This is a genomic window from Yinghuangia aomiensis, assembly GCF_039542225.1.
GTDB lineage: Bacteria > Actinomycetota > Actinomycetes > Streptomycetales > Streptomycetaceae > Yinghuangia > Yinghuangia aomiensis.
Genome location: NZ_BAABHS010000063.1, coordinates 1 through 24,478, shown reverse-complemented (window position 1 = coordinate 24,478; position 24,478 = coordinate 1). Strand labels below are relative to the sequence as shown.

16 protein-coding genes and 4 pseudogenes are annotated in these 24,478 nt (G+C 66.9%); 10 read left to right on the top strand and 10 right to left on the bottom strand.

What is annotated here, in order from left to right; translation table 11 throughout:
• Positions 1–88 (bottom strand): annotated as a pseudogene (locus ABEA93_RS40650) (IS5/IS1182 family transposase); the annotation flags it as partial.
• 533 nt (positions 89–621) lie between these two features.
• Between ABEA93_RS40650 and ABEA93_RS40645 the strand changes: the two are divergent.
• Positions 622–669 (top strand): annotated as a pseudogene (locus tag ABEA93_RS40645) (hypothetical protein); the annotation flags it as partial.
• A gap of 61 nt (positions 670–730) precedes the next feature.
• A complete protein-coding gene (locus tag ABEA93_RS40640; protein WP_345681038.1) occupies positions 731–1,000 on the top strand; it encodes a DUF6192 family protein in 270 nt (89 codons plus the stop codon).
• On the opposite strand, the gene ABEA93_RS40635 is transcribed toward ABEA93_RS40640, so the two are convergent.
• The gene (locus ABEA93_RS40635; protein WP_345681039.1) at positions 938–1,294 is read right to left on the bottom strand and encodes a hypothetical protein; all 357 of its coding nucleotides are present in this window, start codon (positions 1,292–1,294) and stop codon (positions 938–940) included. The genes ABEA93_RS40640 and ABEA93_RS40635 overlap by 63 nt on opposite strands.
• Positions 1,295–1,573: 279 nt before the next feature.
• Here ABEA93_RS40635 and ABEA93_RS40630 point away from each other — a divergent pair.
• Together ABEA93_RS40630 and ABEA93_RS40625 are read left to right on the top strand one after the other, a co-directional pair.
• Positions 1,574–2,373 (top strand): IS5 family transposase gene (locus ABEA93_RS40630; RefSeq protein ID WP_425585267.1). Its coding sequence is split into 2 segments (ribosomal slippage): positions 1,574–1,898 and positions 1,898–2,373, totalling 801 coding nucleotides; the frame shifts between segments, so codons are not numbered across the junction.
• A gap of 465 nt (positions 2,374–2,838) precedes the next feature.
• Entirely contained in the window at positions 2,839–4,083 is a 1,245-nt protein-coding gene (locus ABEA93_RS40625; RefSeq protein WP_345681036.1) for a hypothetical protein, read from the top strand.
• A 268-nt stretch (positions 4,084–4,351) separates the two neighbouring features.
• Here ABEA93_RS40625 and ABEA93_RS40620 read toward each other — a convergent pair.
• The 4 genes and pseudogenes from ABEA93_RS40620 to ABEA93_RS40605 all read right to left on the bottom strand — a co-directional run.
• Positions 4,352–4,657 (bottom strand): annotated as a pseudogene (locus tag ABEA93_RS40620) (IS5/IS1182 family transposase); the annotation flags it as partial.
• Positions 4,658–5,657: 1,000 nt separating this feature from the next.
• Positions 5,658–6,023: a hypothetical protein gene (locus ABEA93_RS40615; RefSeq protein WP_345681035.1), complete on the bottom strand. Its 366-nt coding sequence runs from the start codon at positions 6,021–6,023 to the stop codon at positions 5,658–5,660.
• 461 nt (positions 6,024–6,484) lie between these two features.
• Entirely contained in the window at positions 6,485–8,212 is a 1,728-nt protein-coding gene (locus tag ABEA93_RS40610; protein ID WP_345681034.1) for an ADP-ribosylation family protein, read from the bottom strand.
• 264 nt (positions 8,213–8,476) lie between these two features.
• A pseudogene (locus tag ABEA93_RS40605) lies at positions 8,477–8,885 on the bottom strand (GNAT family N-acetyltransferase).
• A gap of 2,310 nt (positions 8,886–11,195) precedes the next feature.
• On the opposite strand from ABEA93_RS40605, the gene ABEA93_RS40600 reads away from it, so the two are divergent.
• The 4 genes from ABEA93_RS40600 to ABEA93_RS40590 all read left to right on the top strand — a co-directional run bounded on the left by ABEA93_RS40600 (position 11,196) and on the right by ABEA93_RS40590 (position 15,779).
• Positions 11,196–12,980, top strand: a complete 1,785-nt coding sequence (locus ABEA93_RS40600) for a type IV secretory system conjugative DNA transfer family protein (protein WP_345681033.1) — start codon at positions 11,196–11,198, stop codon at positions 12,978–12,980.
• A complete protein-coding gene (locus ABEA93_RS40595; RefSeq protein ID WP_345681032.1) occupies positions 12,977–13,513 on the top strand; it encodes a DUF4913 domain-containing protein in 537 nt (178 codons plus the stop codon). The genes ABEA93_RS40600 and ABEA93_RS40595 overlap by 4 nt, the downstream gene beginning before the upstream one ends.
• Positions 13,514–13,836: 323 nt before the next feature.
• Positions 13,837–14,487 (top strand): DUF6668 family protein, encoded by a 651-nt coding sequence (locus tag ABEA93_RS42275; RefSeq protein ID WP_425585266.1) that lies wholly within the window; start codon positions 13,837–13,839, stop codon positions 14,485–14,487.
• 353 nt (positions 14,488–14,840) lie between these two features.
• Complete coding sequence (locus tag ABEA93_RS40590; protein ID WP_345681031.1) at positions 14,841–15,779, top strand: SCO6880 family protein; 939 nt, start codon at positions 14,841–14,843, stop codon at positions 15,777–15,779.
• Between the two features lie 90 nt (positions 15,780–15,869).
• Here ABEA93_RS40590 and ABEA93_RS40585 read toward each other — a convergent pair whose 3' ends face one another.
• Positions 15,870–16,787: an NAD-dependent epimerase/dehydratase family protein gene (locus ABEA93_RS40585; RefSeq protein WP_345681030.1), complete on the bottom strand. Its 918-nt coding sequence runs from the start codon at positions 16,785–16,787 to the stop codon at positions 15,870–15,872.
• Between the two features lie 158 nt (positions 16,788–16,945).
• Here ABEA93_RS40585 and ABEA93_RS40580 point away from each other — a divergent pair, with 158 nt between their 5' ends.
• On the top strand, positions 16,946–18,262 hold the full coding sequence (locus ABEA93_RS40580) for an aminoglycoside phosphotransferase family protein (protein ID WP_345681029.1): 1,317 nt from the start codon (positions 16,946–16,948) through the stop codon (positions 18,260–18,262).
• Positions 18,263–18,354: 92 nt separating this feature from the next.
• On the opposite strand, the gene ABEA93_RS40575 is transcribed toward ABEA93_RS40580, so the two are convergent.
• Together ABEA93_RS40575 and ABEA93_RS40570 are read right to left on the bottom strand one after the other, a co-directional pair.
• Complete coding sequence (locus tag ABEA93_RS40575; protein ID WP_345681028.1) at positions 18,355–20,016, bottom strand: aldehyde dehydrogenase family protein; 1,662 nt, start codon at positions 20,014–20,016, stop codon at positions 18,355–18,357.
• Positions 20,017–21,000: 984 nt separating this feature from the next.
• Positions 21,001–21,702 carry a hypothetical protein gene (locus ABEA93_RS40570; RefSeq protein WP_345681027.1) on the bottom strand — a complete coding sequence of 234 codons (702 nt, stop codon included), beginning with the start codon at positions 21,700–21,702 and terminating at the stop codon, positions 21,001–21,003.
• A 980-nt stretch (positions 21,703–22,682) separates the two neighbouring features.
• On the opposite strand from ABEA93_RS40570, the gene ABEA93_RS40565 reads away from it, so the two are divergent.
• Positions 22,683–24,263, top strand: a complete 1,581-nt coding sequence (locus ABEA93_RS40565) for an arabinofuranosyltransferase AftB family protein (protein ID WP_345681026.1) — start codon at positions 22,683–22,685, stop codon at positions 24,261–24,263.
• Positions 24,264–24,287: 24 nt separating this feature from the next.
• On the opposite strand, the gene ABEA93_RS40560 is transcribed toward ABEA93_RS40565, so the two are convergent.
• The coding region (locus ABEA93_RS40560) for an IS3 family transposase (protein ID WP_345680541.1) at positions 24,288–24,478 on the bottom strand (191 nt) is incomplete at its 5' end.

Below are 24,478 nucleotides of genomic sequence, written 5' to 3'. Positions count from 1 at the left end.
GCGGACGCACCTTCGCCGGCGGCAGCAACGGCTCCACGATCTCCCACAACCCGTCAGGAACGATCCAGCCCCACCCCGAACTCCCCATGACACATCAACGACCACGTAGCCACATAGGACACGGTCTAAGCCCTGCCTCGTCACCGCGGTCAACGTCGTGCCCCGGCCCGCGAGGGGTCGTGGTCGTCATGCCTGAAAAGAACGTCAACGAGACCGCCGTTGCGTCCGTAGTGGAGACAGATGACGTCGGCAACGTCAGCGAGCAGCGCTAAGAGCAGATCGCGGCCGAGCTGCGGACGTTGTGGGGACCCGGACAAGGGGCCAGTCCACGATCGGGTACGACGCGTTAGAGATCGAGCCGATGCACCCGCACGGCGGCTCGCAGGCCGCGGTGGGGCGGAATTGTGGTCGACACGTCGCTGCTGCGGCTCGGCTTCGACATCGGGGCGGCGTTGTCGGCGCTGCGGGCGATGTGAACGACCGCGGTGAAGTGGCCGACGGAGCACCGCAGGCCGGAGGTGTCCCACACGGTCCATCGGATTCTTGCGTCGATCGTGGAACCCGTCGAAGGAGCGGAGGTGCTGGACGCCGGACGAGGCCAAGCGGCGTGTCGGCCAGCAGGTGGAGACGCCGGTGACGCCACAGGAGAAGGTCACCGCGATCGACGCGCTGGCCCGGGACGAGGAGGTCGCCGCGACGGTGACGGCGGACTCCCTCAAGCGCCCGGCGGGTGGTCGAGAAGGTGGCGACCGACGACCAAGTCCCTGTCGTCGAAAGGCCGGCGCGGGACCGGAAGGCGGCGGCCGAGGTCACCACGGGGTTGTTGAACCGCCCGAACGTGGCGTTCAAGGCGATGGCGGACGACACGGGCCCACCAGGTCAACCACGCTTGGGCCGGGTGCGACCGACGGGCCGTGGAGGACTTCGAGAGCAGCGGCTACCCGGCGGCGTGGGTGGTCAAGCGGCTGGACCGGTCGATCGAGTTCCTGGGACCTGTTGACTGCCTGCGTCGCGGCTGCGGGACCGTCAGCTCGGCCAGGTCGAGCGCGAAGTGCTGCACGAGATCGTCACCCGGGTCCGCGCGACGCTTGGACGGGTTGGAGACCGCGGTCGACACCGGCAAGTCCGACATGGACAACGCCCTCACGCGTCGGCTGCGGGGCGAGTAGTGGTGCCGTTGGCCTCGCGACGTCGGCATCAGGCCGCCGAATGGCACGCGAACTCGATCCAGTTCGTGCTGTTCGGCCAGCTGCCAGCACGTCTTGCGTTCGATCCCGGACAGCAGCCCGGCCACGAACTCGCCTGCGGTCCGGCACGTTTCGACCCGGAAGAACCGCCCCGTCTTCCGGGAAGTCACCGTGTCGAGCAGCGTCGCCCCGCGATCAACGTCTAAATCTGTGGCCCACGGCCACCACCACATCTTGTTGTTTCCACACAACTCACCAAGATCACGCGGTGGGCCGCACCGGTTCCCGGGGCCATCACGAAGTGCGGCTGGAGTACTAAGGCCATGTCTCACGTGGTCGGTTCGTGAGCTGCGGCATGATGGCTCTTTGTGGGTGTCAATCTGTCGTTGAGGCTTGTTCCGGACGAACTATGGGATCTGGTGCGGCCATTGCTGCCCGTCTTCGTGCGGCGTCCGCAGGGCGGTGGGACCGCGCCGGCGGACGAGCGGGCGGTGTTCGCCGCAGTGGTGTTCGTGCTGACCAGCGGGTGCGCCTGGCGTCACGTTCCGCCGTCCTTCGGGGTGTCGCCGGCCACCGCGCACCGCCGGTTCACGGTGTGGACCGAGGCCGGGCTGTGGCGGCTGCTGCACCGCGCCGTACTCGATGAACTGGGCGCCCGCGGCGGGCTCGACTGGGCCTCGGCAATCGTGGACGCCGCGTCGGTGCGGGCGAAAAGGGGGGTGCGTTGACCGGGCCGAACCCGGTCGACCGCGGCAAACCCGGCAGCAAGCTGCACGTCCTGTCTGACGCCCAGGGCATCCCCGTCGTGGTCGGAGTGTCCGCGGCGAACACCAACGACGTCCTGGCCCTCAAACCCCTGGTGCGCGGCATACCCGCCGTGCGGTCCCGCCGCGGACCTCGTCGCAGGCGGCCCGGCAAGCTCCGCGCCGACAAGGCGTACCACTCCGCAGACAACCGCGTCTGGCTGCGCGAACGCGGCATCGCCGTCCGCATCGCACGTCCCGGCATCGAGTCCTCCGAGCGCCTCGGGCGGCACCGCTGGAAGATCGAACGCACCATCGCCTGGCTGCTCGGCTACCGCCGCCTCACCGTCCGGTACGAACGTAAGGGCAGCCACTTCCTCGCCTTCCTCGGCCTCGCAGCAGCCCTGACCTGCTACAAGAAACTCACCAAACTCACCACGTAAGACACGCTCTAAGGCCAAGTCTCGCCGAGTTCGCGCGATTCGACCTGAGGATAACTCGTGGAGGCTGCCGGCACGGAACGGCATTACACCGCAATCGCCCTCGCCATGGTTTGCACCGGACGCCGACCGCACCTGGCGGTGGTCCACGGACGCCCTCTGACGCACCGACCGAACACTGCCGAACCGGCCCAACACCGCCGTCAGCATTCGAACTCATCTGCGACACAGAAGGCTTGTCGACATGCGATCACCGCATCGGGCCCATGCACCTGACCGCTGGCAGCGGGAGGATGTTCGGCACGCGCCGCGGCAACTTGGCGTCGGCTGGACCAATCGGAATGGAACTAACTCATGGGACGCCTCCGGAGTGGATCAAAGCGGCTGAAGCCCATCCAGGCGAGCCGTGCGACAAGGTCCCGTCGGCCACAGATCACGCAGCCGGATATCTGGTCGCGTAGGCATCGCATGCGGGCGCCGGGAGTTCCCACTGCACAACTCATCGGACACGCCTGGCTGAACAGCCAAGAGCGCAATGCCTGGGAAACCCGCGTCATGGCGCGGCGCGCGGCGCGGTACGAAGCGACGCTCGCGGTCATGCGTGCCCTCAAACACCTGACGCCCCGAGAGAACCGGCCCTCCATGAGCGTCACTTACTGGGAGCGCGTGGGACCGAACGGACGGACCTTCGTCATGGCCAAAACGGAGACGATGACGAAGGACGGGCACACCAACTGGCTCACCCGGCTCGTCCGCACCCTGTCCGTGGATGAATACCTCCAGCTCATCGAGGAGGACGACCGGCGCAAGACCGCGGCCAGAATGACGGCCGCCCGAAGCCGCGAAGAACGCGTGCGCATGCTCGACGCGTTCGACCGCCGAAAGCTTCAGCGGGCGGTGGACACCGCCGAATCCGAGGAACAGCGCAACGCCTTGGTACGCGAATACGAACACGGTAATCCGATCTACAAGATGCCCCCGGACGAACGCAACGAGATCCTGGACGCGTTCGACCGGGGCGAGATGGGCCTGCTTCCGCAGTACCGACTCAACGGCCCTCGGCCGCTGGAAGTGCGTTCGCATCAGATCATGGACCTGGCGTGGATTCTCCGCGAGATGTCGACCGCGTTGCACCTCGAGTGGGCTGACGTCCGGGGAACCCAACCGGGTGCATTCTTTGGCCCGCACTACACCCATTACAGCTCGCGAGACTTCCCGGGCGGCGAGCTCAACCCCGGCTTCCGACTGGGCCGCGTCATGGGCGACATCGACTGGGCCAGGAACGCTTCCAAGAGCCTGGAAAAGACGATTATCCGGAGGACGCGGGTCCTGCGGATGCAGCACTTCGCACGCTATGTCAGAACCGAGCTGAAGGGCGCCGCCGGCAACGCCTTGGAGATGGAGCGGCCGGTCTTCACCGACCCCCAGACGTTGGCGATAGCCGGCGCCTGCGGCAACACATCCCGGCACGGTAGGGCCCTGCGGGTTCCCGCCTCGCCAAACTTCGGCCCGTCTCCCCCGAATCTGCCCCGATTCGTCGATACGACCGCCGCGGCCATCGGGTTCATACCCCTCCAGCGGACCGCGGTCGTGCCGCGGATCGGCCCACTCACCCCGCCGCCTGCGCCGGATGCCGCCTTGGTCCGCCGCAGTGCAGCCGCGCCGGCTGCACGCTACGACGTCATCCACGCCCCGGGGCGCACGGGATTCTGACCCGTAGTACCGCTGCACGATCTGATGTGGAACCAGCACCCGTGAACCGCGGGCCAAGGGCAAGGTACGTGATTCACCACGGATACTCGGGCAGGGACCGTACCGTCGGCGGTGTGCGGGTAATGACGTGTCACGTTGCTGAAGGGCGCGTCCGACCGAAATGAACAGCGTAAGTAGATTTACCGTGTCGCACACACGCTTGGGAATCGAACAGATGTACAGCTGTGTGCCAAAAAAGTTGTCGCAGAAGGCCGGTCGGGGGCGTGGTTGCGTGGTGGTCGGCGGTGTTGCCGGGTACCGGGCGCCCCGTTGCGACGACGAGCCACGTGTCGGCGTCCAAGATGACCTGCGCGTTCGCGGAGAAGCGGTAGTTGCGTGAGGACGCGGCGACGGTGCGGTCGCGGACCGGGACCAGCGCGCCGTCCGCGATCCACAGCCGCTCGGCCGCCGCATCCGGGTAGACCGCGACCAGCAACACCCGCCGGTCCAAAGGCAGCCACCACGGACGCCCCCGTCGCGGCCCGTCCGGGTCACGCTCCCGAACCGCCTTCACCAACCGCAGAAACCGGTCCATCCGTAGCCCTGTGCATGTCCCCACCCACACCGGCTCGATATGTAACACCCCACCCGTACAAGAGAGATGCCCTCGACCGGCCTTCTGCAACAACTTTTCGGCGGGGTGACCGCGACGCGCGGGACCGAGGAGCGTGGACCCCATATGTCCATGTGCATTTCCTCCCACGACCCCCACAGGGCCCGGCCACCGCGCACGGTGCGGCCGATGTAGATGCCGGGAGTGTTGGCTCGGACGCCGAGACGCGCAGCCTCGGTTGTGGCACTGCGGGTGGTGAGCCGTGGGACGTGTCGTGCGTCGGCGAGGAGGCGGGCGGCCCGGTCGATAGCCGGTCGTCGACGGTGCCGCCGGATCAGCAGAGCCGCGGCGGCGGCAACGCAGGCCGTCCCGAACCGGCGGCCACAGTCACCAAGAATCCGGCCTTGGCCATGGTGACAACAATGACAGCGACTGTGCCGATCGGCAGAGTGATGAGGGCAAGCCCAGGTTCGACGACGAGCCAAGGGCCCACGCCGCCGTGTGGTGGCAGACATGCTGGGAGGGCTTCGCTTCCGGGATGCAGGGGTAGGGCGGTCGGAACGTCACGGGTGAGCGCGCCCATTCCGTTAGCGACAGCGGCCCCCGGGAGGCACCGGCAGGTGGCAAATGCGGTGCCGGGTCAGCAGGCACACCCAGTGCCGAGCGGACGCAATCGCGTCGCACCAGGGCCGCTCAACTCGCCTACCGCACCGGCGACCGGCCGCTACGAACTGCGGCAGGCAAGGTCGAACCGGACTCGGAAGGTCCCATGCCCGCGATGGGAAGGCTCTCGCTTGTGACTGTCTGGAGGGGTGATCATCGGCGGGTGGGCCGGCTCAGAGAACCGGCGGCGCCAGTTCAACGGCCGTCCGGGACCACGGAGGTTGGGTGTCACAACGTTACGCGGCAGTGCGTTTGGCGACAGCGCGGCGGGTCGCTCGCCAGCCTTTTTCAGGATCGAGCAGTCCGCCGCGCTGCCGGGCTACGAGATGACCGGGGATCCGTAGACGTCCCAGGTCATGTCGCCTTTGCCGTCGTCGTTGACGTTGTAGGTGACGGTCGCATCCGCACTCCAGCCCCCTGGCGAATTCAGGGTGGAGTACGCGCTCCCGAGCCAGCCACCGTCGTCGTCGGCGTTCATACGGGCGGTCAAGTTGCCAGTCGCCGAAGCCTTGGACACGTCGTACTTCTCGGCGCGGACCTGCACGGTCACCTTGTCGAATCGGGCTCGGCTGTCAACTCCGTCCCACGATCCCCACGTCACTTTCGCGAACGCCTCGTGGGCGCCGGCCGGCCGATTCGTGATGCACAGTTGGATGGTGAAACTGATGTCTGGCTTGTTGGGCAAACTGAGGTTCTTGTGGCTGGTACGACAGTCATCGTCAGCGTACGCAGGCGTGCCTGCGCCTACGCCAAGACCGACCATAGCCAGCCCCGTTGTCGCTGCGGCCACGCCCATTTTCCACTTACGCAAAGGTCACTCCTCGAAGTTGCTACGGGTCAATACCGCCAGGCCGTGGAAGGGCGCGCACGATGCCCGCGTCGCGGAAGCATCCGCTGTTCTCTGTTGAGACGAGCGGGTGGCTGGAAATGTGACATTTCGCGCTGCGGGACAGTGTCAGGCGCATGATATGGACACCTGGTTCTCCGGAGGTTGTCGCCGAATCCGGCGCGGTCACCGTGCCGAGTTTCGGCCTGGCGCGCTGAGTTGCATGGGACTCGCGCCGGAAGCTCGAGAGTTGCTGGGGTTGCGGAACCGCGGGAGTACGCAACCGGGCAACGGGTGCGCATGCGCAATCTTGCTTGCGTTCAGTCCGGTGTGGCCCAGGGGATCTTCCGTTCGCGCAGGTCGAGTTCGGCCAGGTCGGCGAGGTTGTCGCGGCCCAGGGTCTGGTAGGCCATCGCGAGGAGTTCGGCGGCAGCGCGTTCGCGTTCGGAGATGCGGGCACGGCGAGGGAGACTGTCGTCGTCGCTGATGAAGTGCAGGTCCCGGCCCAGGGCCAATGCCTCGGCCGGGTCACCCGTGCGGCACCGGTCCTTCGCATTCGTGACCAGCCGGTGCAGGGCCGCCGGGTCGGCGGCGAGTGCTTCGCGGATTTGATCGGTCAGTGTACGGTCCTCACCCCTACGTTGATGCCCCCGGTCAAGAGCGGTCGCCCCGGTGACGAGTGCTCCCGCTCCGTCGAGCGTGGTGACGCGGGCCGGATCCACAGTGCGATACCAGTCGTCGCCGCGTGAGCGCCGCGGGTCGTAGTCGTGGCCCTGCTCGGGACGGTCGCCCGTCTCGTAGCGCATCAGCGTCTCCCGCAGCAGCCGCACCCGGTAACGGGCGGGTACACGGTCTCCGTCGCAGTCGTCTTCGTTGTAGTCCAGGAGGAAGCTCTCGATTTGCGCTCGGATCACCTCAAGGGGTGTGCCCCCGTCGGGGAACCCGAAGTCGGAGTTGTCCTTGGGGCTGTGGCCGAGCACTCCCGCGCACGTGTGCCCGTCGTCGAACCACAGGCCGTAGTGTTCGCCGGGGTACGGGCCGTTGAGGAAGGTGACGAACTCCGGGGGGTCCCAGTAGTAGCGCCAGTGCATGCGCGGGTCCGAGCCGTCGGCCGGCTGCCATGCCGGGTCGTCGAAGACGGCCATGATCCCGCACGCGTAAAGGCCCAGGTCCTTGTCGAACGCGGTGCGGGCGGCCGGGCCGAGCGCGAGGAGGAATTCCCAGAACCGGAAGACCGACTCCGGCAGGGCCACACCCCACACGTCGCGGCAACGCTGTTCGATCGCCGGGCGGTCCCGCCGCACGCGCTCAGCGGCGGCACGGCGGAGACCTGCATGGTCCTCGGCTTGGGCCGTGTCGGCATTCCAACGTAGGTAGACGCGTTCGGCCGCGGCCCGCTCTGCGAAATACAGGCGCTCACGTGCCCGGTCCCAGACCGAGGGTTCCGGCTCGCCGGTGCCGAAGATGGCCGCGAGCAGGCGGTCCTCGGCCGTGGGCTCGAGATCGCCGGGGCCGCCGTGGGCCCGGCGAACCGCGTCGGGCAGCCACCGTGCCACATCCCGTTGCACCGCCCGAAGCAGATCGGCGGGCGCGAAACCCGCCAGCTCACGGTCGAACGCCTCCAGAACGTCCTTCCGCCGAGCCTCGCAACGAGCGCGAACACCCGCCTCGTGTGCGACGTATGCGTCCCACTCGGCGGCAAGGTCCGCGTAGGGGAGGTCCAACCGCTCGACGAAGAATGCCAGATCCTCCGCCCTGGCTGCGGCCGCGTGATCGCCGGCCACCCACCCCCGGAACGCGGCGGTCATGTCCACGACCGGGCAGAGGTTCCCACGCGCGACAGACACCACTTCGGGCTGCCCGCCCAGCACGCCAACTGTACGGACCGGTATAGGTTCCTCCTCCCACCCGTCGTCGAACTCGCCTTCGTCTGCAGTCCCCAGGGCACCGTCGCTCCCGACACCGGCTTCGCCAATCACGTCAGCGTCGAGCGCTTCACCGATGTACTCCCGATACCTGCCTTGGGTGACCTCAACCCACTGCGTCATCAGCGTGAACTCCTCTCGGGGCCTGGAGACAACACCTCCGCATCCCACCGCCTCGGGACGACAGCTCCACTCCGCGGCACCGCAAGTCGGTGAGACACGGTGTCGAGGCGCAACCCACGTTCGATTGGCCGCCGGACCGCCCGTCGTCACTCGCTGCGGCACTCGGTAGGCGCAACGGGCTCACTTCTGCGGGCATTTCAGGAAGGCGGAATGAGAACAACAGCTCGCAGTCCGCTGAAAGCGCCGCCATCCTCGGTCGCACCGTCAACGAGCGGCTGTACCGAACTGACCAAACGACAACTCAAACACTCGTACCCGCCGACCGCAGGTGGGATTTACAGTCTCACGGACCTGACGCATTCCCAGTTTGGTCGTGATGCGTTCGGAGGCACCGTTGCCTACTTGAGTGATGCTGACGATCCGCTCGAGCCCTCGCTGTTCGAAGCAGAACCGTACGGCGGCCGCACCTCCGGCAAGAACTTGGGTACCGAGAAGCCGGTGAACCCAGCCAGTTCACCGGTGAACCGGACCTCCGCGGCAAACAAACCGGAAGCCGTGTGACTTCCACTCGCTCTCCCCTGCCTCGACCCACGTGCGGGTCTGCTCTTCGTCGTGAACGCTGCCATCGCGGATCCATCGCATGACCCTCGCTGTCGGGATTAATGGCACTCATGGGCGCAAGGTCTTCCTCTCTCCAGACTTCTGTACGAGCGGCTCCATAGCGCGAAGATCGCGAATTGGTCCGGAACCCGATGTCCGACTCCGTGAATCACCTCGCTCCGTCATCCGCCCGGCCGACCACGGCACCTGGACCGGGGACATCGGATCCTGCGGAACCGATGCAAAGAGCCTGGCCGATGACTGCTCCCGGAACGACCACCGCACGAGGTGCCCGTCGACCGGATCGGCCAGCAGGGCGTCACATACGACGGTGCTTGTACGGCAACCCGCATGCGTGCGTGTATGCGTTCAGGCACACTGCTGTGTGCCCCGGTCGGGAGAGTGTGCGGTGCAAGTGGCCCCATTGCTCGCCCGTGTTCATTAGACGCCCGGTACGCGGCGGAATCGGTCTCGCGGACGCGGGCATTACTCGGGCGCGATGTGGGCCTTCCATGGCCCCGCCTGGTCGGCTCCGCGCGTGCGGGGATTGTCGGTGTTAGGTCGTCTACCAAGTCGGCGACATGAAGCAGGTGTTCCACCGGCCTCCGGCCGCGCTCCGTGTCCAGCGGCGAGGCGTGCAACGCGTCCTCAGCAGAGCCAGGCCCACCAGGGCACGAGCCGGCGCGATGGCGAACCTCGACGGCTCCATCGACTTGGCCATGGCAGCGGAATCCGGTCGGTGCGACGGGCGGCCGGGTGGTCAAGTCGTCGGGCAAAGCCTGGCCCGACCGGAATCCGCCCCGGTTACCATCGGGAAATCCATGAGGATGAAGCCCTGCTTCAGGCAATCATTGCCAATGAACCCGACGTTCTCACCCAGCTCTTCGCCAGCGGCGTCGCTCCTGCGGCATGCCACGATGGCATGCCGCAGGCTATGGACGCGGCGGACACCGGAAGAATCGAGCTGGTGCGACGGCGATCGCATCGCTGAATCCAGGCAGAACATCCATGTTGTTCGTTTTCTCCGCGACCACCCGGCCCACGAACCGGACGGATGGACCACGCGATTGGCCGCCCTGGTATCCGACATCTCGGCTGACTCGCCGCCCACGCCGGCCCGCCCACAAGTCGTTGATTGCATGGGGCGGTGCAGCGGATCCGGCCGAGGTGGCCGAACGCGAAGCCGCAGTCGGCGCGCGTCTCCCCACGGACTTCCGGAACTACCTGCAGTTGTTCGGGGGCTCAGGCGGCCTGAATGTACTCGGGTACGAGGGACTGTCCGTCAAAGCGATGCTGAGGACCTGGCGAGGACTCGCCCCCCCCACAGGCAGGGCACCTTCGGCGCCGAGAACGGCGCTCGCGGCCAGGTCCTCGAGTGGGAGATCCACCGTGGCCCGTCCGGTCCACGTGCTTGGTCGTTCGAGCAGCACCTGCGTGACTACCGCAACAAGTTGTTGAGCGGCCGGTACGCCTACCACACCCAGTGGCATCGACTACCTCAACCAGCGACATGCCTCGTACACGCCGGGGGCGAGCCCTCGTCGAGCACACCGGTCGGGGTCACGAGCTGCTGGTGAACGGCATCCCGCACGTCCGCTCCCGTCGTGGCCTGCGCAAAAACGGCCGCCAACCTGCTGCACATGGACAACGGCGACTGCTAGGACCACTTGCGCAGCCCGGCGGTGCGGTGTCCACGGAGGCGAACGTCTTCCCTCACGTTGGGCTGCCACCGCAGGACGGTCCAACGCGCGCCGTCGTGGCGGCGCGTCGCCTCCGCTCCCCGCATCGCCGCCGCGAGCACAATCCGAACACCTCTTAGTCTTTTCTTTCGTCTTATAGACGCGTACACATTGCCGCCCTCTCGACGAGCGATATGAGCTCTCGAGTGAAAATCCATCCATTCTCGTCCACGGCATCGCGCGATCTGGTCTGCTCCGCACGGCAGATTTCGAGTCGACGTCCGCACACGCCGACTGAGTATCCTCACGATGCCGACCCCGGCCTCGCGCATTACGAACAGCGCGTATTGCGTGATTCTTGTTCTTGCCGTTTCATTGACGACGCCGTTCGCGGTCCTGCTCGCCGGCTCCGTCCTTCGCTGCTCCGGACCGACGCCCGGGCATGCCCCCGGCCGTGAATTCGAGGTCTCCATATCCAGACACGTCGAGTCGATCACGGTCCCCACTAGGCGCCGAACATGTGAGGAACAGGTGATTCACGACGAGCCGAAGCCGGCGGCCCGCTTCCCCATCGATCCGTGGCTCCCTGCGCTCGGAAGACCGGCGTCCATCGGCCGACGGGAGCCGAACGGGGGGCTGACGGCCGCACGTGACCTGCCCGCATGCCGGCGGCAGAGCCGACGAAGGATCGAGGGGGGCCGCCGGTGAGTGCGACCACCAAAAAGCGGGGGCCGAACCCGCACGCGGAGATGCAGGCCCTGGCCATGGTCGTCGGGTTGCTGTTCCTCGGCTGCGCGGTCACCTGGGCCGGCGCTTGGCTAGGCACCGACGAGCACCAGAAGAACCCTCCGGGTGTTCCGCCAGTGACAGTCGTGCTGCTGGCGCTCGGCAAATACAACTGGCCCGGTGCGACCGCGACTGCCGCGGTCGTGATCATCTCTGTGGCGGTCGCCGCGGTTGCCGGGGTCATCGCCGCGGCAGTCGTCACCAAGCGCCGCCGCGAGGTCATCGTGGACCGCGCGGCTCCGTACCTCGCGCAGAAGCGTGAGGTAGCAGCCATCACGACCAAGGGCGCGTCAGCCACGGCGCGTCGGTTGAACCTGCCAGGCATCGACCCGCCTGGTGTGCAAATCGGTCGCATGGTTCGCGGCAGCATCACCCTGTGGGGCACCTGGGAAGACATGCACGTCGACATCTGGGGACCGCGTACGGGCAAGACGGTCACCCGGGCGATCCCCAACATCGTGGCGGCCCCGGGGCCGACGGTCGTGACCTCCAACAAGCGTGACGTCGTGGACGCAACCCGGCTGTCCCGAATGCGGCGCGGCCGCGTATGGGTGTTCGATCCGCAGTTGCAGGCCGGTGAACCGGCCAGCTGGTATTGGAACCCGCTGTCCTACGTCGGCGACAACATCGTCCGCGCAGTCAAGATGACAGGCCGCTTCTCGTCCATCAACCGGCCCGACCACGCCCGTAGCGACGCGTACTTCGAGCCCGCCGCAGAAGACCTGATCAGCAACATGCTGCTCGCCGCGTCCCTCGATGACCTGCCGATCACCCGGGTCTACACGTGGCTGACCCGGCCCACCGACGACACACCCGAGCGGATCCTGCGCGCGTTCGGCCACGACATGTCCGCGGACGCCGTGGAGAACGTCATCACCGCTCCCGACCGCCAGCGCGCGGGCGTGTACGGGACTGCGGCACAGATCATGTCGTTCCTGACCGCGCCTGGCGTAGCCGAGTGGGTCACGCCCGGCACCAACCCGAGTCGGCCGCACTTCGACTACCTGTCGTTCGTCAAGGAAGGCGCCGACACGATTTACCTCCTCTCCGAGGAGACGAACAAGATGGCCGCGCCGCTGGTGCTGGCACTCACCGCGGCACTGGCCGAGGCGGCCGAGAACGAGGGGATCGTGTCGCCCGGCGGCCGTCTCGAAACGCCGATGCTGTTCGTTCTCGACGAGGCGGCGAACGTCTGTCCCTGGAAAGCCCTGCCGGACAAGTACTCGCACTTCGGCTCACGCGGGATCGTGATGATGACGATCCTCCAATCGTGGGCCCAGGGCACTGCGGCTTGGGGCGACACCGGCATGGCGAAGCTGTGGGGTGCAGCGAACGTCCGCGTCTACGGCGGCGGCGTCTCGGACACCAAGTTCTTGGGCGACCTTTCCACATCCTCCGGCCTCTTCGAACCGGAAACGACGTCCACCACCCACAAGGTGCACGAGTTCTGGGACAAGAACGTTTCGACTGGGTCGCGGAGTGAGCCGGTGCTGGATGTGCCGGATTTGGCGTCGATGCCGCGGGGGCGGGCGTTGGTGCAGTACAGCGGCACGCGGCCGACGCTCGTGCGTCCGCTGCCGTGGTGGGAGGGACCGTACGCGGAGGAGATCCGCGCATCCCTCGCGTATTTCGAACCAGGCGGCGCCGGAGGTCCGTTGGGGCCTCTGGCGGACATACCAGAGACCCTGAGGAAAGCGGCTTGAGTACCGTCGCCGACGACCCGAACGCTTCCGGTCCCGCCAACGGGGATGCGGACGCGGAAGTCGAGCTGATCTTCTCATCGCTCGACAGCTTCGTGACGGAGTACATCGGGCAGATCCTGTGCCGACGGCTCAACCGGGCAACGGCGGTCTGGTGCCCTGAATGGTGGCGGCATCCCGAGGCGTTGGTGCGATTGAGCGCGATGTGGCGGGCGTTCGAGTACCTACGCGTGGACGCAGCCTTGGGCATGTCCACGTTTTGGCTGCACCACGCCGATCCGCATATGCGGGTACTGATGGACCCGGAGTTCGGCCCGTTCGCACTGTGCGACCCGCGGGAAGGACATGCCACGCGAGAGCTGGAGCCACTGCCGATGACACCGTCCCCTCCGGAGATGTGGGACCACCCCGCCTACCGGCTGGACGCGAGCGAAGTAGACGCCGTAGCGGAGGACACAGGCGGACGACCACTTCAGCAGCCGCCGCCCGTCCCGTCCGGCCCTCCCAAGGAGATGGGGATGGGCTCCCAGTACTGACCACGGCGGTGCGGCCGGTTCCCCTCCTGGCCGCACCGCCGTGGTCAAGAACCGACCGAAGCCGGGGACGAGCGGCACGAATCTGTCGTCCTCGGTTCGTCTTCGGCCTGGTCACCCTCACCACCGGCGCATCCGGGGACCCCGACAGCTCGGGCGGTGTTCTGGCCGCGCGGATGTTCCTGCGCCGACAAGGGCCGATTTGGGAGTTGCTTCCGAGTATCCCCGTGCCGCACACAGCCTCGCGCGTTGCGGCTGGCACATCCGACCCGCTGTCCGTAGCCTCACAATCGCACCGTTGTTCAACCGCCCGGGAGTCCTCATGAGTGCGCGGGTGGGGCCTCGTGGCTAGGAAACCGCCGACCCCGCAAAACCCTTGGGTGGCGTCCAAACAAGCACCGCCCGAACAGGTTCAGGCTCCCCTGCGAACCCGACCGGTGAATCGCTCGCCCGTCGTTCCGGTGCGCGGACTCGTGGGCCCGACCCCGAGCGGTGGTCTCCCAACCTGGGAACCTGACCCGTCACGGGCCATCCCGCGCTGGTGGTGGGTTCCGTGCCACGGCGGAGCCGGGTCGACGACGTTGGCCGCGGCGATTGGCGGTGCCGATGCGGGACGCGGCGGATGGCCGAGGTATCCCGAAGGAGTCCGCCCCGGAGTCGTCCTCGTCGCCCGCACTCACGCCGCTGGGTTGCAATCCGCCCAAAGCGCGGCACGGCAATGGGCGTCCGGAGCGGTGGGCCCGGTGCGGCTGCTCGGCCTTGTGGCTGTGGCGGACGCGCCGGGAAGGTTGCCGGGCCAACTCAGGCAGTGGCTGCATCTGTTGGCTGGCGGCCTGCCTCACGTGTGGGCGGTTCCGTGGCACGAACCGTGGCGGCTCGGTGAGCGGCCGTCCCCTGAGTCGGCCCCACGGCAGGTCGCCAAGATCGCCCGGGAGCTGAGGCTCGCTGGGGAGAGTATCGAGAGGGGCATCCGATGACTGCCAAGCAGCCTGCCCCCCGTGGGCCGGAGGTCCATCTATGCCGGTGACCCAGAAGAAGCGTTCCGCGCCGACGGATCGCAGCCGCGTGAACCCCGTCTCCCCCGGCAACTCGGGACCTCCGGGCGTCACACTGATCGGAACGTGCAAGCTCCCGGGGCTGGTGGGCACGTCCAAGCTGTACGAGGCCTACGACGCCTATCTGCGTCCATACGCGCTGCTCGGATTCGCGCTGTCGAACCAGTACACCATCGTGCTGGAGACCGTCTCCGACGAGCACCTGGGCATCGGCCCGGAACAATTGGACGAGTGGCTCCGCGCTTGGCTCCAATGTCGAACTCGCCGCGGCTGCCGTGACGTTGGACGCGGTCGCGATCAAGGGCGGCACGGTGGTGGAGGCAATGCCCCGGTGGGCTGCGGATGCCGGGGTCTTCGAGGCACTGTTCGCCGACCGGGGTTCGGAGGGATCCGGGCGGCTCCCGCTGCACCTACGCGCCCGAATCGCGTTGACGTTCTCATCGCCGGGAGGCCGTGGCCGGAGCCGAGGCAACGCCGAGGGAATAGCCACCGAGATCGGTCGGCGGCTGCCCGGGCTCTCCGTGGGACTGCAGCTCACCGAGAACGGCCCGGCCCGCCCCTCGACCGCCGAAGAACTCGCGGAAGCGGTACGGGTTGCCTATGACCCGAGCATCGTCGAACTGGTCGCCCAGGCTCGCCGCGAAGGCGGTTCCGGCATCACCTGGGATCAGGTCGGGCCGGTGGATTCCTCAAGTGAATGGGACCACTATCGACACGACGGCGCCTATTCGGTCACCTGGGCCATGTCCCGCGTATCCGGAAGCGACTTCTTCTCGTCGATCCTCGCCCGGTGGCTGATACCCGACAAGGGCGTTACCGAGAAGCGCGCCACGTTGCTGTACGGCCCGCCTGCGCCTGAGCCGGCGTCGCGGCCGGATGACACCGACAGCATGCGCAGCCGACGCCGGGGCCGTCGACCGAGCTCGGGCACATCCACCGACACGAACCCGTGGGTGAACGGCCAAGCGCAGAGCACCCGCTACGGACTGCTGGCCACCGCGACCTCCGGCAGCGTCGACGAACTGTCGAACACGAGGCAGGTGATCGACCGACTTGGTCCTCAGGAAAGAGTCTTGCTGCGGCGCATGTACGGTTCCCAAGCGTCCGCCTTTGTGGCCGCATTGCCACTTGGGGTTGTGATGCCGGACCGGTTGGCGCAGCCACAGACCATCCAGTCGGCCGCCACGAAACCTCGGCGCCGCAACGGCAATTGACCCGGCGACGAGGGTCACGCCCTTGCCCGATGCAAGCCGACTGCCGAGTCTCGGCGTCGGGCAGTGCCTCGAAACGCGCTGTGCGGACCACTACAAGTCCTCTTGGAATCCCTGTCGCCATGACGGGTAGCGGAGTTCCCAGCCAAGGTCACGCTTCGCCTTGCGGTTGGAGAAACCGCGTCCCTCGGTCATCATCGCGACTGCCACCGGTCCGGCCAGCAACCGGGCCAACCACACCGGTACCCGCATCGGCCGCTTCATGCCCGCGCACTGCGCCAAGTACGGCAGCCAGTCGCTCGCCGGGGCCGGATCGTCGTCGACGATGTTGAACACGCCCCGGACCCTCAACTCCACTGCCAGGACCGTGGCACTCACCGCGTCGTCCAAGTGCACCCATGAGCTGTAACCCCCACCGCTGCCCACCAACGGAAACAGCCGCTTGCGAATCAACTCGACGTGGTCATCGGTCGCACCAGGGCCGTACAGCCCGCCGTAGCGCAGGACCGCGCCGCCGGCTGCCACGACAGCATCCTCGGCGTGGCGGATCGCAGCCATCCCCGAAGCCGCGGAGGTCCCCAACATCGGATCGGTCGGGTCCTCCTCGGTTTTCACCCAGCTGCCCTCGCGAATTCCGTTCCAATTCGCGTACCCCTGCGCGACGAAGTGCTCCAGCCCCAATGCTTCCGCGGCCGCCAGAAGATGATCCGTCCCCTCGGTTCGCAGCCGGTTGGTAACGGCGAACCAGCGGTCCATGTGCTTGATGTCGGGCTTGCCGGCCATGGCGGTCATCTGATGAACGATCACGTCCGGCTGGGCCCGCCCTACCGCCTCGCCCACGGATGTCCCATCCAGGCCGTCCATCACGACCCCATGCGCACCCACGGAACTCAAGAGCCCCAATTTGGCCGCGGACGTCGTCGTTGCCGTCACCTTGTGCCCACGGCCTACCAGCCGCGGCACAAGCCGACGCCCCAGCACGCCGGTTCCGCCCGCCACGAAAACGTGCATGCCACCGCCGTAGGCTCGTGAATACTCCCCTGAGCGGTAAGACGAGATAGCTGCACGGAATGTGACACCAGCAGCGCAGAGCGCACTCGCTATTACGATGGTCGGTCCGACGGATCCGACGCAAGCGCGGCATCGGACCGACCTGACCATGCCATGGTGTGCATCGTCCCCCGCCGACGCCGAACGGGAGATCGAAGATTCGGATCGTCCGCCGCCCGCGTCCCCGTCTCTTCCCACCTCATGTCGAGCACGCACAACTCAATCTGCTCGAGGCACCTTCGAGGGGCCATGAGCCGGTGTCGGGTGTCGCACACGTCAACAGGTTGGTCAGACTGCCCGACGGGCGGCGCGCGTTTCTCCGGGACGCCCAGCCTGAGATGGACGATCTCGATCTTCGCTTGATTCACGAAGACGATGTGCTGTCCATCCTGGAACGCTGCTCCCCTCGATGGGAAGTTCCCAGGGTGTTGGCGCCTGGCCTGCACCTGTCGGTCGGCGAGGACCGAGGTTTCACACACCGTCAACCGTCCACCGGGCACAGGTCCTTCGTCGTCTCCCATTTGCTGCGCGAACTGGCACACGTCCCGAAACCAGCTCTCGACGAACTCGAACGCCTTCAACGGGCCTCAGCCGCCGCTCAGGAACTACTCCCCGCGACGGACGCCATCCACGAAAACCTCGTGCGCGCACATCTCTACCGCGTGGTCACCATCGCAGAGGCTGTGCTGGGCGACGGACTCGACCGGCTGGGCCTTCCCGATGCCGACACGCTCCGCCGCGACGCGGACCACCTGCTGCCGCTCGTTGATCCAAGGCGGCCCAATGTACTTGTCCATGGTGATCTGCACGATGAGAACATCACGTGGGTGGCGCGCCGGCAGGGGAATCTCCTGGACTTCGAGCGGTGCATAGCCAACGGCGACCCCGCACACGACCTCGCGGTATACCTCAAGCGGGGTGCTCACGGTCACCAGCCGGATCGCGAGGTCATGCTGCGCCTGACCGCAAGGAATACCCCCGGGGAACGCTTGGAGCGCTTGGAAGCCGCGGAGCGGCGCTTCCGTATCGCAGAAGACTTCGGGGAAATGTACCGCCTTGTCATCCGTGAAGTCCTCACCCCGGAGCTGCGCGGGTTCGCACGAATACTGCAGATGTCGCGCGCATACAGCGCATATTGCGACGGGCTTGTTCATCTGGGACGTCGGCCGCTGAGCGAAGCCGAATACCGGCGTGAAGTCCACAGGGCGCGAGCGTTGGCCACACCCCGCCCGGCTGTGCAAGCGCAACCGCAGAGGTGCCTGTCACCCGCGACCTTGGCAGCACTCGGTCCGCTGAACCAGGTGAAACGCACGCGTGGCGCCGCGTGGCCTGTGAAAGGAAGATCGGAGCATGGTCGGCCGAGCCATACGATCCGCGCGGCCGCTGGACGCGGCACCCGCGCCGCCGCCCTGGAGCGCGAGCAATCTCAGGACTGATGTGCCACGGCTTCGCCAGCCGCGGGAACCAGTTCAACGGTCGTCGGCGGCTGCCGATGCAGGGACGGCGTCCAAGCGGCGCGGCCGGGGATTCAGCCGTGCGGCGGAAGCCGAGCCGGTTCCTCAGCCGGTTCGGATTGCGATGGCATGAGGTCCCATACGGCCTTCGTGTCCAAGAATTCGTGCAGGCCGACAGCTCCGAGTTCGCGTCCGCGGCCGGACAGCTTGGTGCCTCCCCAGGGGACGTTCGGGTCGAAGGACCCGAAGCCGTTGATCCAGCAGGTGCCCACCTGCAGTCCGGTGGCGGCTTTGCGGGCGGTCTCGGGGTTGGAGGTCCAGACGGAGGCCGACAGACCGAAGTCGGTGTCGTTTGCGGCGTGCAGAGCTTCGCCGAGGTCAGCGAACGGGTACACGCATGCGACCGGCCCGAAGATCTCTTCCCGGGAGATTCGCGCGTCCCGGGATGCGCCGGTTACGAACGTGGGTGCGTAGAAGAGGGCGTCCGGTGTCGGTCTGCCTCCGCCGGTGGCACACCGCGCGCCGCCGGCGACAGCCTCGCGGACATAGGCGTCGATGCGGCCGAGGTGGGCGTCGTCGATCTGCGGGCCTTGCTGCGTCGCGGCGTCCAAGGGATCGCCGAGCCGCCGAGTCCGGGCCCCGCACACGAGTCGTTCAAGGAATTCGCCGTACAGCGCTTCGTGGACGAAGATACGGCTTCCGGCGCAGCAGCTCTGTCCGGCGCAATCGAACGCGGCTTCCAACGTCCCCGCAACCGCGTCATCGACATCGCAGTCTGCGAACACCAACGTCGAGCCCTTGCCTCCGAGTTCCAGGACGGTGCGCGGCAGCCGCCGCAGCGATGCCCCGACGACCGCTCGGGCGGTGGCCGTCGACCCCGTGAACGTGACCGCGTCGATCCGCGGATCGGCAGTCAGGTACCAGCCCGTGGTTTCTCCGCGTCCTGCGACTATGTTCACCACACCAGGCGGAAACCCCGCCTCCACGACGAGCCCGGCCAACGCCTGGACCGAGAGCGGCGCTCGCTCGGCCGACTTGACCACCACCGTGCACCCGGCGGCCAGTATCGGTGCGATCTTCCACGCAGTACACGCGAACGGGAAGTTCCACGGGATGACGGCGGCGCACACCCCGACAGGAACATGTGTCAGCCGGACGGAACGATCTCCAGTCGCCGACACCCGGATCTCGTCGGCTTCGAGCACCTGGCGGGCGTAGAAGCGCAGAGCAGCCGCAGCCTGGGGAATGTCCCAGGCCCGCACCCCGGCCAGGACCTTGCCGGTGTCAGTCGCCTCCAGCAACGCCAGTGTCCCCGCGGCACGTTCCACCCCGTCTGCCAAGCGTTCCAACGCGGCAGCCCGCTCCCGCGCGGGCATGCGCGGCCACGGCCCCGTGTCGAAGGCAGCCCTCGCTGCGGCGACCGCTGCCTCGACGTCTTCGGGGCCGGCTTCCGGCATGTTCGTCAGGGTCCGCCGCGTCATCGGGTCGGAAACCGCGATTGTCTGTTGGCCGACAGGGTCGGCGAAACCGTCGCCGATGTACGGCCGGAGATCCAATCCGGGGATGATGGTGCTCACGACGTGACTGCGCAGGAGCGAGGCGGACGGCGAACTGTGATTCGGCATCCGGGGCGGCAGGTAACCCGGCGCGTCGGCTCCGGATATCGCAGGTTTACCGAGATCAACGGGGCACTGAGCATCATCCACGTCGCCATCCTGCCAAGCGGTTTCGATCACGCCAAGGGCGTGCCGGTTAATCCGGAAGGGTCAACAGACCAGTACGGGCATCGGGCACATCACTGGGATGGCGGCCTCCAGACGTGGATCCGGGAAACGCCTTGGGCGGTGCCGGTCCGGACGTGTGCAAGCAGCTGACAGTTCGCGGGAGCGCGCTCGGGCTTCGTGTGGGGATAGGACGTCGTAAGGCGGCAGGCCGGTCCAGTAGCACCTGCAGACCCGCGGAACCTCCTGCGGGGGACATTGACTTGGCCACCGGTCTAGCTATGCGACGCATCGCCCTCGCCTGAACTGTTGAGATTTCTGAACGCTGGGCACAGTCTCGGTTGAGATGCCTCGCTGCTTCTGCACCGGTCAGCCGTGACCACTATCGCTGCCTTGGGATTGGTCCACGTCCTCGTGGTCGAGTTCGCGGCTTGAGCCCCGTTGTAGCTGCCACCCTGTTGCGTGAAACGCCGGGGCGGCCGCAGATGTTGTGCAGACGACGCCTGCGTCGGCAGGCCCAAAATGGTGCTAACCGCGATCCGCCGACCGCGCTCGGACTGTCCCCATGCGATCGGGGCCGATCCGATCCACTTCCGACCCGGGATCGGCATGGGACGGACATCCCCGTCTCCTCGGGGCCGCCGCGCGTCGTCTCGCTGCTTGCGGGGCCGGCTCACCGCCTGCCTGAACACCCACGCGACCAGGGAGACTGAGTCCCTGCCCGATGGGCCGCCCGCCCCGCCACGATGGGCAGCATGTCGAGCAGCAGAGTGATACCCCCGCGCCTCCGGGGCAGCTGCTGTCCGATGTTTAGCTCAGCGAGACTCGGGTGTCAAGCCAGCGGGGGCAGACGGGACGGGGGCTCATGCCGAATCGGCTGTTGCGACTCGCCGCAGCGGCCGAGTGTCCGCGGACGTCATGCGCGACCAGGCGCCGCGGTTGCACCGCACAAGGCCGGCATGCCAACACATGTGTCCGGCACGGAAGCCCGCAGATCCCCTATGGCTTGCACTCCGCGGCGTTTTCGCTCACGGTCGCCGCGCTTGCCTGCCAGACCCCTCCCGGTGTGGGAAGGCGGGTCATCGCGACGTTGTACGACACGAAGTTGCGCAGACTGGAGTCGGACGTGATGTGAACTTTGCCGGTCGCAATTTCCTTGCTGTAGAGCTTCGACTGGTCCTCACAGAACCGAATCTGAATGGCCGAACCGGAGACGGCGGTGATCGCCGACCGGTAGTAGTGGTCGTGGCCGGTGATGGTCTCCTTGAGGTCGACGTTCTCCTGCACGTAATGCTGGGCATAGGCAAGTGCTTGCGCAGTCGCGTACTGCGACAGAGGAGGATCGCCCGCGTTCTGAGCGACCACCGCGTGCATGATCGCCTGAAGGTAGTCGGCTGCCGCGGCCAGTGCCGCCGCCTGGACCGGATCCGAGGGCGCGCTCCAGGCGAAGTCGACGCTGAGGTCCGGCGGTAGGGCGAGCAACGGGGCGACACCGGTCCCGGACGGGGACGTGGAGGGGAACGGAGATGACGCGGCACTTGGTGAATCCACTACGCCGGACGGGCCTGCGCTCGGCAGAGCGGCGGTCGTCGAAGGAGCCGCGTCCTTCCCGGAATGCCCGGAACCACCGCCACAGGAAGCAACCAGTGTGATGGTTGCAAGAACAGCGACGGCGGCAGGCAATTTGGCTCGCTCGATCACGATGTCACCCTTCCCGGTCGTGCGACTTTGGGACCCAGAAAACACCCGCATGCGGATGACGAAGGCCCTCGGCACAACACGCTGAAGTGCCGCAGTGCCCGAACTCCCGAGTTGGCGAGGACAATGCCGCACGCGGAGCAGCGATTCGGGAGTATAGGGCGGCCCCGGAGACTCGGTGCTGCCTCCCGGCCGGGAAGGTGCCCGACCCCGCTGACGGCGGGCCGGCCGGGCATGGTGTTCCGGGTGGCTGCGGGGCAGGTAACCATGGCGCCGCAGCGGCTGTCGATACGGATTCCTCAACGCCACCTTCGGGCGGCCACACGCGCTGGCGTGGCAACACCGATGGCCGATTTGTTCGTCGACCACTGGTGCGCACGGTTCGCGGCGAGGCACATCAGGACAGCACGGGCACGTGGTCGAGTCCCACCGTGCGGCGCGCGACTCAGGGGTGGTATCTGTTCGGCATCCGGACGCGCGACACAGCGGGCGGGTCGTGAAACGGCTGACGCCCTGTAACGACAACTATGCTTCTCCACGATTAGACTGCCTTGCGCTGCGGCGGCAGCAAGCATAGGCGGATGAAGACCTCGTATATCCCGCTTGCCCGGTCAGGAAGTAATCGGCCCCGAACACACGGGGATTGCTCCGCGAACACCCCACCGAGGGGCGAGCAGCTACGAGTCGGCCTCGCGTGCGCGGGGATGCACCGCAGTTCGGACGAGTCGGGGGCGCTGTCATGCAGATCGGCCTTCCGGAAGGCCGTCGGTGAGGCACCGAAGTCCTCTGATCAACGGGTGTTCGACGTAAGCGGACCCGCAGCGTCAGGCGATCGCCGTCGATCTGCGACGCCCCCGTGCGATCAGGTCGCCGGCGTCTCCCGACACGCGCGGTCTCGACATCTGTGTTTCTGTCCGCCATGACGCCGAATTCTCCACGGCGGAGATGTGGTGCCTCGCGAGACAACACCTTCGAGGAGACCGGTGACCTTCGCCACGCCGTTCCACACCCGGTTGCGCAGCACCCGGCATTCGATCCCGGTCGATCCCCGCCGAGCCGCCACAGCCGCCGCGATCACAGCCTGCGTGGTGGTGTTCGCGGCGGAGGTCTACGCCCGCCGCTGGATCAGCGATGACGGGTTGATAGCCGTGCGCCAGGTGCGCCAAGTCCTGGCCGGGCACAGGCCGACGTACAGCACCGCCGAACGCGACGAAGTCAACACCAGCGTGCTGTGGACCTGGCTGCTGGTCGCCGTCAGCGCTGTGTGCGGCGGCGAACCCGCACTGCAAGCAGTATGGGCCGGGGGAATCTTGTCGGTGGGGGCTTTGGCCGTGGCGCTGGACGCCTCCAGGCGCTTCCAGCGCTCCCGCGGTGCGGACGGCATGCTGCTCCCAGCGGGGGTTCTGGTAGTGCTGGGTGTCATCCCGTTCTGGGACTACGGGACCTCCGGCCTGGAAACGGGACTGTGCTTCTTCTGGCTCTCCGGCTCATGGGCGTTGTTGGCTGCCGTCAAACCGGATTCCACGCCACGGCGCCGGCACGGAACGGCATTTGCGTTGGGTCTCGGGCCTCTGGTGAGGCCGGAATTCGCAATCGCGTCGGCCGCGTTCCTGGTTGCTCTGACCCTCCTTGCGGGGGCGCGGGCGCGCAAAATCCTGTCGATCATTGCAGTCGCCGGGGTGCTTCCGGTCGCCTACGAGATCTTCCGTGCCGGGTACTACGGCATTCTGATCCCCATGCCCGGGCTGGCGAAGGAAGCTTCGAATACTCACTGGGGCCGTGGGTTCGGCTACTTCGACGACTTCCTCACTACGTACAAGTTGTGGATCCCTCTCGCACTGCTCTGTGTGTTGATCACCCACCTCTACGGCCGAGCCCGGCCGAGCAACCGTGAGGTCGTGCTTGTCGCGACGCCGGTCCTCGCCGCGTCGCTCATGTGCGTGTACGTGCTACGCGTCGGCGGAGACTACATGCACGCCCGCATGTGGCTGCCCCTGGTGCTACTGATGCTGCTGCCGCTGTTCCTGGTGCCGTTCTCCCGCACAACGGGTGTGGTGGTCGCCTTGACTGCGGTATGGGCGACGGCCGTGGGTGTGAACGGGCGAACCAGCTATCACAACCTCGACGCGGGACCGCAACTCATCACCAATGAGCGGGAGTTCGAGGCGGCATTCTTCGGCCACAAACACCCTGCACGCGCTGCGGATCACCTCGGGGGCGACTGGGGTGCCTACTTGGAACAGGCAGTCGACACCGCAAGGGGTTCGGCCATCCCAGTGCTCCTCTACATGGCTCATGACAATGCCACCGACAAGGATTACTTGACGACGGTCCCCCTCGCGCCCGGCCGCACGGAGAGCTTCGCCTTCTTCTGGGACAACATGGGGATGACCTCGGTCCTTACATCACTTGACCAACTCGTCATCGACCGCAATGGTCTGGCGACACCGATCAGTGGCCATCTGCGACTGGACCACCCAGGGCGAGCCGGGCATGAAAAGTCGCTGTCTTTGGTATGGGTGCTCGCCAAGTATGCCGATCCCGTGGCCGTCACCCGGGTCTGATGCAGGTTTGGGTGACAGGTGCGGTCACGCAGCCCGGGCGGCTGGCGCGGCCATGACGGTTTCGTATTCGACCGGGGTCAGTCGGCCGAGCGAGGCTTGTCGACGGCGGCGGTGGTAAGTCCTCTCGATCCAAGTCACGATCGCGGTCCGCAGTTCCTGGCGAGTGGTCCACGATCGGCGGTCGAGGACGTTCTTCTGCAACAGGCTGAAGAACG